At 36.4% G+C, this 8,181-nt stretch carries 9 protein-coding genes; all 9 read left to right on the top strand.

What is annotated here, in order from left to right:
• On the top strand, nt 1-1,187 hold a 1,187-nt coding region (locus LPH68_RS24750), incomplete at its 5' end, for an O-antigen ligase (RefSeq protein WP_230297197.1).
• A gap of 171 nt (nt 1,188-1,358) precedes the next feature.
• Entirely contained in the window at nt 1,359-2,417 is a 1,059-nt protein-coding gene (locus tag LPH68_RS24745) for a glycosyltransferase family 4 protein (RefSeq protein ID WP_120080429.1), read from the top strand.
• Nucleotides 2,418-2,427: 10 nt separating this feature from the next.
• Nucleotides 2,428-3,522 carry a glycosyltransferase gene (locus LPH68_RS24740; protein ID WP_074708514.1) on the top strand — a complete coding sequence of 365 codons (1,095 nt, stop codon included), beginning with the start codon at nt 2,428-2,430 and terminating at the stop codon, nt 3,520-3,522.
• An 11-nt stretch (nt 3,523-3,533) separates the two neighbouring features.
• On the top strand, nt 3,534-4,121 hold the full coding sequence (locus tag LPH68_RS24735; protein ID WP_081354192.1) for a putative colanic acid biosynthesis acetyltransferase: 588 nt from the start codon (nt 3,534-3,536) through the stop codon (nt 4,119-4,121).
• 25 nt (nt 4,122-4,146) lie between these two features.
• Nucleotides 4,147-5,262 (top strand): glycosyltransferase family 4 protein, encoded by a 1,116-nt coding sequence (locus LPH68_RS24730; protein ID WP_074708516.1) that lies wholly within the window; start codon nt 4,147-4,149, stop codon nt 5,260-5,262.
• Nucleotides 5,255-5,824: a DapH/DapD/GlmU-related protein gene (locus LPH68_RS24725; RefSeq protein ID WP_230297196.1), complete on the top strand. Its 570-nt coding sequence runs from the start codon at nt 5,255-5,257 to the stop codon at nt 5,822-5,824. The genes LPH68_RS24730 and LPH68_RS24725 overlap by 8 nt, the downstream gene beginning before the upstream one ends.
• A gap of 8 nt (nt 5,825-5,832) precedes the next feature.
• Nucleotides 5,833-6,312, top strand: a complete 480-nt coding sequence (locus tag LPH68_RS24720; RefSeq protein ID WP_004313228.1) for a hypothetical protein — start codon at nt 5,833-5,835, stop codon at nt 6,310-6,312.
• A gap of 41 nt (nt 6,313-6,353) precedes the next feature.
• On the top strand, nt 6,354-6,779 hold the full coding sequence (locus LPH68_RS24715; RefSeq protein WP_229096967.1) for a glycosyltransferase: 426 nt from the start codon (nt 6,354-6,356) through the stop codon (nt 6,777-6,779).
• A 30-nt stretch (nt 6,780-6,809) separates the two neighbouring features.
• Entirely contained in the window at nt 6,810-7,565 is a 756-nt protein-coding gene (locus tag LPH68_RS24710; protein WP_008651635.1) for a glycosyltransferase family 2 protein, read from the top strand.
• The last annotated feature ends 616 nt before the right edge of the window (nt 7,566-8,181 follow it).

The raw sequence follows: 8,181 nt of genomic DNA, 5'->3' as shown, positions 1-8,181 counted from the left end.
GTCTTAGCTTGGTAATAATTAATCGTGATATTAAGGAATATTGTTTTCCTTCCTTAATGGCTTTTTTTCTTATTTGTTCAAATTCAATTATTTTTCCTGGTATATATACATTACTCATTGCATTTGGGTATGTGGCATTTTACAAAATTAGATATGGAACCTTTACCATTAAATATTCAAAACTAAATATCTTATTTCTTTTAGCCTGCTATATTTCTGTATTTTCAAATTTATATATCGATTATCGCATTCTTATGTTTACTGGGATGATGCTTATTTGTGCACCATTTTATGTATCTAAAAAAGTCTTCTTATTTGAACGCAAAATTTTATCTGTAATTTTATTATTTTTTCCTGTTGTATCAATGATAGCTATGTATTGCTATCTAAAAGGCATAAATGCCTTTGCACAGGAGGGGGTACATATTGACCTCTCTTTTTCGGCTATTTATTATCATCCTATGTGGTTAGCTCCTATTGCAGGATTAGCTAATGTTATTTTGTTGTGGTGTCTATTTCAGTTACAAAATAAATGTTTCAGATGTATTGTGTTGTCTATTTTGTTACTGTCTATTTATGTCACTGTTGTTGCTGCATCTCGTACTGCTCTTTTTGCATCCGTGATAACTATGGTGTTATACATTGTATACAATGCAAGAAATGTTAAAAAAATAATATTGTATTTGTTGGTTATAGGATTTCTTGCAACAATATCGATTCCTGTATATCTTGAGCATTCAACTCAAATACAAAATAAGTTTGAAGGGGGAAAAGGTGAAAAATATGGTTCTCGCTCTGCCCATTTTGGAGAGGGGTTTGAAAAATTAAATGAATCTCCTCTTATTGGAAGTGGATTTGCAACGGCTTGGTATAGAGGCGTACTTCATAAAGGTCGATTGGAGAGTGGTAGCGGATGGTTGTCTATATTATTTCAATTAGGTGCCCTAGGTGCAATAATAATGTTATTCATTCTAAAGAAAGTAACTCGAGTTTTTAAATATATTAGACATGATCGAAGGTTACAATTGTTTGTTATTTCTTTACTTTTTCTGTGTTTGCATTCTTGTTTTGAGGGGTATTTATTAACTGTCGGTTATTATATAGGTTTTGTATTTTGGCTTCTAATTTCTCATATAATATGTTATCCGGATATGGTGAAGAAGTACAAATTAAATTTTGAATCATGAAAATGTTTTCTTTGGATACTTTTGTTTACAGTGTATTGTTCTTTTGTATTGATTGTGATGGGTTGAATCTATTTAAAATATTTAATATCATTCTATCTTCATTCAGTTGATGTTCATGTGTTAATAGCTTATTTGTTATGATCTTTTTTATTTGCAAAATCTTGTATTGAAATGAACTTATTTTTTTTCCAAAATTGTATTAGTCCGCATCAGATACCTTTTATCGAAGAACTGTCAGTTTTTACAGATGTTGATAGGGTAGTGGTGATAGCTCCTCGTGTGGATTACGATGATCGAAAGCTGATGGGATGGAAAGCTTCTAACCTGCTTAAAGTAAGTAATGTTGAGTTTATTATTGCTTCTTCTGTTGATCAGGTGAAAAAGTTATATGAGTCATGTAAAGGTGAGGATACCTATTGCTTCTTTTCAGGTATTAATGCTTTTGCAGAGGTTGTGTCTTGGATGAAACTTTCACTAAATTATCCTTTTAAACGTGGAGTGATCACAGAACCTCCTTTACTTTATCATTATCCTTTATGGCAACACAGCCTAAGGTTTGCGTTGAAGGATTGGAAATATGTAAAACATTTCAACTATCTATTGGTGATGGGAGATGAGTTTGTGAATTATTATAGATTTTGGAGTAAACGATGGAAAGTATTGCCTTTTATATATTGTACGGAATGGAAAGAGCGGACTTTGCCTGTACCTATAACTGAAAAGCTTAAGGTCCTTTATGTTGGTAGTTTTTCGGACAGAAAGAATGTTGTGGCAATGTTTAGTATATTAAGCCAGAAGAGCGAACTGGAGCTAGGCTTAGTGGGTGATGGTGAGAAACGTACATTGATAGAAACGATGAATAAAGAAGCTAAGGCGAAAGTTATTCTTTATGGTATGCAGCCTATGAATAGGATTTCAGAGATTATGCAACAGTATGATGTCTTAGTTTTACCTTCTAAGCATGATGGCTGGGGGGCTGTGGTAAACGAGGCGCTGACAATGGGATTATATGTGGTTACTAGTAATCATTGCGGGGCTTCATATTTACTAAAAGATAGACAGCAAGGAATTGTATTTAATTTGGAAAGCTCCTCAAGTTTGAATAATGTGATAGATACTTGTATTGCTAATCGTGATTGGATAAGGAAAACTGTAAATGAGCGAATCGCGTGGAGCAAAGATCATATTTCATGTAAGGCTGTGGCACATTATTTTATGCAGAATTTATAATCGAAAGTTTATGAAAGTAGTACACTATATTCCTTCTATTGGAAAATCAGGTGGGGGGGTAAGTGCATATTTACAGTTATTATCACATAATTTGGGACAGTTAGTGGAGTTGCATATTGTATGTCATCTCTGTGATAATGAATTGCAACTAACTAATTGCAAAGTGCATTATATAGAGAGCAGCATTAAGCATCCACTAAAGATGAAGCATGAGTTCTGCGCTTTGCTTGATAATTTAAAGCCTGATGTAGTACATGTTAATGGTTGCTGGATGTTACAATGTTCATGGACTGTGTTTTGGGCTAAAGCGAAAGGGTATCCGGTTGCTCTTTCACCGCATGGCATGCTTGAACCTTGGGATATCAAGAAGAATTATTGGATAAAGAAACTGCCTGCATTATTACTATATCAGAAACACAGCATCAAGATAAGTGATGTACTTGTAGCAACAGCAGAGAAAGAGAAAGAGAATCTTTTAGCATTGGGATATAATTCAAATGTAGCTGTTGTCCCCAATGGGGTAATCGTTGATGGTATTGGTTGCAAAGAATCGTGGGAAGAGCGGAAACAAATACTTTTCCTGGCACTTTATCGTAAGAATAAAGGTATTGACATTTTGATGGAAGCTGTAGCTAAAATAAAGCAACAACTTAATGGGTGGAAGATAGTGATAGCAGGTATTGAATCTGATTATACTGTAGTAGAGTTGAATGAAATGGCTATCCGATTAAATATATCAGATATGGTAGATGTTGTAGGCGGATTGTTCGGAGATGATAAGTGGGATGCTTATTGTTCTTCGGATGTGTTTGTACTTCCTACTCTTAATGAGAATTTTGGCATTGTGATAGCAGAATCGTATCTCTGTGGAACACCTGTAATTACTACGAAGGGAGCCCCTTGGTCGATGATTGAGAAGTATAACTGTGGATGGTGGATAGATAGAACTGTGGATGAATTAACTTATGCCATAATTGATTTTGTCCATACTCCTATTGAGAAGCGTAGACTGATGGGCCTGCGAGGTCGTCAATTGGTAAAGGAGCGCTTTGCAAGTGATATTGTTGCAAAGCAAATAGTAGAATTGTATAACTCAATAATATGACAAAAGATTTGATGGAGTTTAAAACTCCATATTCAAAGAGTAATAAATTACGTCGTTTAGTATGGGGCGTAGTTTGGACTTGTTTTGCCCGTCCATTTCCTCGCTCTATGGCGATGGGATGGAAACGTATGCTACTTCGTGCTTTTGGGGCTAAGATCGCGTCTACTGCTGTTGTGTATGCTACTGCTCGGGTATTTCAACCGTGGCTGCTAATAATGGATGATTATGCTTGTTTGGCCGATGGGGTAGACTGTTATAATGCAGCGCCCATTCATATAGGGCGTAATGCTACGGTAAGTCAACGGGCTTTTCTTTGTACTGCAGGGCATAATATTATGGACCCACATCATCATCAAATTGATGCTCCGATTGTAATTGAAGAACAGGCATGGGTATGTGCTGAAGCCTTTGTTATTCAAGGGGTCACGGTAGGTCAGGGAGCTGTATGTGCTGCTCGTGCAGTGGTGATTAAAGATGTTGAACCATGGACTGTGGTTGGAGGAAATCCAGCAAAGTTTATAAAGAAAAGAGTGTTAATAAATGTTAGCGGGGGGGGGGGTGAACCCTTATCTCTTATTTTATATAATCAGTCGGCTTGATGCTGCATAATATCATTGAGCTGACATGAAAGTAAATATAATAACAGGGCCTTTTGGCTGTCTACCCCCATATGCTATTGGAGCAGTGGAAAAATTATGGTACTCTATCGGTACAGATATGAGAAATAAGGGACATCAAGTCATCTTTATATCTAAGAAACCACTAAAAGAGAGTTCTATGGATGATAATCTTCTTCTGCATGGCTATGAAAGAACTGGATCTTGGGTAAAGGACTTTGTTCTGGATTTTGTTTTTTCAATAAAGGCATTAAGTAAAATGCCTAAATGTGATATGCTTGTGCTTAATTCAATATGGAGCCCTATTCTTTGTCTATTATTTAAATGGAAGTATCGTAGGGCTTTATATAATGTGGCACGATTTCCGAAGAAACAGATGGGGGCGTATTTTGCTATGAGTAGTTTGGCATGTGTGTCAACTGCAGTTTACAATGCATTAATAGAACAGAGTCCGAGTATGAAATCTAGGGCTTGTGTCATACCCAATCCGATTGATACTCATATATTCTGTAATGAACACATGGTAAAAACTCTTTCAGATAGTCCGGAAGTGGTTTATTCTGGCAGAGTACATAAAGAAAAGGGATTGGATATATTAGTAAAAGCAGTGACAAGACTCCATGAGGTGGGGATATCTGTTGGATTACGGATAATTGGTGCAACGAAAATAGAAGACGGAGGTAGTGGTGAAGACTATGTAGATTATTTAGAATCTTTAGTAAGAGGATACAGGATAACATGGGTGGAACCTATTTTCTCACCTAGTTTGTTGGCAAAAGAAATACGTAAAGGTGATATTTTTTGCTATCCTTCTATAGCTGGATTAGGTGAGACATTCGGTGTAGCCCCTCTTGAGGCAATGGGCTTAGGATTGGTTCCTATTGTTTCGAATTTAGATTGTTTTAAGGACTTTATAGTGGATAATGAGAACGGATTGGTCTTTGATCATACTGATGTACGATGTGATGAATTGTTAGCTAATTGTTTAATGCGCTTATTATCAGATGAAAAAATGTATTCAGAAATGTCAGCGAAAGCAATTAAAAAGTCTGCAGGTTTTAGTGTGAGTAGAGTGTCTGATATGTATATGAGTATTTTTAAAAAAGTATTAGGTGGTGAGTGAGCTTTATCGTAAAAATAAGAACCAACGTGATGCGTATTCTAGCCCATGGCCAAAGAAAGAAGCAATCATGATTCGTATATGGGAAGTGGTTTGGACACTTTTTGTAAGGTGGTTGCCAAAACCTTTTTATCGGTGGCATATATTTCTATTGAAACTGTTTGGTGCACATATTAGTGGTCATCCTTTTATTGCACCTACTGCCCGTATATATGCCCCATGGCTTTTAACCGTAGGAGATAGGTCTTGTATAGCGACTCGAAGCGAAATATATAATTTGGGACCTGTTATTATAAAAGAAAGAGTAACCATAGCACAGTATGCTTATATCTGTAATGGATCCCATGACTTATCTGATAATAAATTACCTTTGGTTGTAGGTGATGTGGTTATTGACAATGATGTGTTTATTGGAGCAAGAGCCATAATTCTGCCAGGATTACATCTTTGTCGATATTCGGTTGTTGGTGCTGGCGCAGTACTTACCAAAAATACTACTGATTTTGGCATTTATGCAGGTAATCCTGCAAGATTTATAAAAGAAAGAAATATTTATGGTGAATAATCATTATTATGGTGGCTCTTATGTTGCATAAATCTCCTAAAATCTGTTTAGCTTGTTCGGCAGGCGGGCATTTACGTGAGCTACAATTGGCTATCGGTGCTATTCCCGAGCAATGGGATTGCTATTGGCTTACCTTAAAAACGACATCAACTAAAGCTTTTATGGCAGACAAGGAACATGTATTTTTAGTGAATTTTCAACCAGCAAAGAAATGGACACTGATAGTGAACTGTTTGCAAGCAATATTCTGGGTGCTGGTGAAACGCCCAGATGTAATCATTACTACAGGAGCTGGTGTGACTGTACCTACGGTTTTTTTCGCAAAAAAACTATTGGGGACAAAAGTAATATTTGTTAATTCGGCTGCTGATGTGACACATGCTTCTAAAACTCCCGTATGGATAGAACGGTATAGTGATCTATTTTTGGTCCAATGGGAAGAGATGCGGCAATTATTTCCTAATTCAATTTGTTGTGGTGTTTTATGATTTTTGCTAGTTTAGGTACAATGAACATAGCCTTCAATCGTATGGCAAAAGCCGTGGATGAATGGGCAGCTATAACTAAGGAAGAGGTGATAGTACAAACTGGGTATACAGATTATCCCTACAAACATGCGAAAGCTTTTAAATTTTGTACAAAGGAGCAGATGAAGGGTTATATTTCTAGAGCTGATATATTAATACTTCAAGGTGGCTGGGGAGCAATATCGGAAGCGATGGAATTGAGGAAAAGAATAGTTGTGATACCAAGATATGACAAGGTAGAGCATATCCATGACCAATTTCAATTAATTAGGAAATTGGATACTTTGGGATGTGTGCTAGGGGTATTTGACGAAAGGGAGCTTGCTGCAAAAATGGAACAGGCAAAAACTTTTGAGTTTAAGCAAATAGAGAAAGGAAACGCACAGAAACTGATTGAGAAGAAACTGCAGGAGTGGTTTCCGAGATGACAATAATTAGCGAGTTCAAAATAGAATCTTATGAAAGTATCTATAATAACGTCATGCTTTAATCGTGTGGCGACGATTCGTGGTGCTATAGAGAGTGTCTTGGCGCAGGACTATAATAACATAGAGTTTATTGTTGTAGATGGGGCGAGTACAGATGGTTCGTTAGAGATTATTAGAGAATATGAAGATCGTATATCAACTATTATCTCGGAGCCTGATCATGGAATGTATGAAGCCATTAATAAGGGAATTCGTGTGGCTACAGGTGATGTAATCGGATTACTACATTCGGATGATTTCTTCTATGATAATGGGGTCATAAGCCGCATTGTGGAACACATGAAGACTACTCGAGCAGATTTTCTGTATGGTGATGGACTTTTTGTGAATCCTGATAATACAGACAAGGTAGTACGTAACTGGATTGGCGGTGATTATCGTTTATGGAAGGTACGTCATGGCTGGCTTCCATTACATCCTACTTGTTATATTCGCCGCGAGGTAATGATGAGACTAGGTCTTTATAACGAAAGTTATAAGATTGCTGCGGATAGTGAACTGCTGGTGCGTTATCTGATGACGGGCGGACTTTCTGTTACTTATTTGAAAGAGTATGTTGTACGTATGCGTATGGGAGGGCTTTCTACTGATAGTGCTAAGCGTAAGAAAATGTGGGGAGAGGACATTAGAGTGTATTCCTCTCACGGTCTATGGCCTACTCTGACTAAATTAGAGAAGATGGCATGGAAAGTACCACAGTTTGTATTGGCATTATTGAAAGGATAATGGCAATTAAATGAAATTGATCGTTGATTTGTGTTGATCAACTAGCCACTTTCTAAAAATAAACTTCTGAAGATTATTAGCCTATAATATAACGAAATATGTAGGTCCCTAACTTCATGCTACACACATGAATCCCCTACATTCTGCAGGTTGGGAAAAATACAGCGGTATATTCCTGATCTGTCCCCTCATATTGGCAAAATGCTGATATGTATTCTAAATATATCAACTGTCTGTGAAGATCGTTGATATATTGCTTTTAGAGGGTATGATGTTTGATACTTTATTTCTATTTAAAATTTATAGAAATAAAAAGAGGAAAATGGATTGAGTTTTAAGAGACACCTGATTATGTGAAAGAAGATATCCGTATTGGATTAGAACAGTATAAGAGGGGAGAATGTCGTAGTATTTCTTCTTTTATGAATAAGTATGAGAAATGAGTCAGTATAATCTCATTATATCTCCTAGAGCAGAGGAACGCATTGATTCGGTAATTGATTTTTTATTAATTGAGTGGGGATTTCAGTCGCAGCAAAAAAAATATTGCAGAGTTAAAACATTGTTTTAAAATTATAGAAATAAATCCTTTCACTTTTCCTTATATATAAGATCT

Source organism: Bacteroides sp. 1_1_30, from assembly GCF_020982715.1.
Classification (GTDB): domain Bacteria; phylum Bacteroidota; class Bacteroidia; order Bacteroidales; family Bacteroidaceae; genus Bacteroides; species Bacteroides xylanisolvens.
Note: the sequence above shows the minus strand (reverse complement) of the source record. Positions and strands in the feature narration are given on the sequence as shown.

What these genes read in the sequence shown, in the direction of transcription:
- LPH68_RS24745 (WP_120080429.1), top strand. Translation starts at nt 1,359, where the DNA reads ATGAACTTATTTTTTTTCCAAAATTGTATTAGTCCGCATCAGATACCT.
- LPH68_RS24710 (WP_008651635.1), top strand. Translation starts at nt 6,810, where the DNA reads ATGAAAGTATCTATAATAACGTCATGCTTTAATCGTGTGGCGACGATT.
- LPH68_RS24730 (WP_074708516.1), top strand. Translation starts at nt 4,147, where the DNA reads ATGAAAGTAAATATAATAACAGGGCCTTTTGGCTGTCTACCCCCATAT.
- LPH68_RS24720 (WP_004313228.1), top strand. Translation starts at nt 5,833, where the DNA reads ATGGTGGCTCTTATGTTGCATAAATCTCCTAAAATCTGTTTAGCTTGT.
- LPH68_RS24735 (WP_081354192.1), top strand. Translation starts at nt 3,534, where the DNA reads ATGGAGTTTAAAACTCCATATTCAAAGAGTAATAAATTACGTCGTTTA.
- LPH68_RS24715 (WP_229096967.1), top strand. Translation starts at nt 6,354, where the DNA reads ATGGCAAAAGCCGTGGATGAATGGGCAGCTATAACTAAGGAAGAGGTG.
- LPH68_RS24740 (WP_074708514.1), top strand. Translation starts at nt 2,428, where the DNA reads ATGAAAGTAGTACACTATATTCCTTCTATTGGAAAATCAGGTGGGGGG.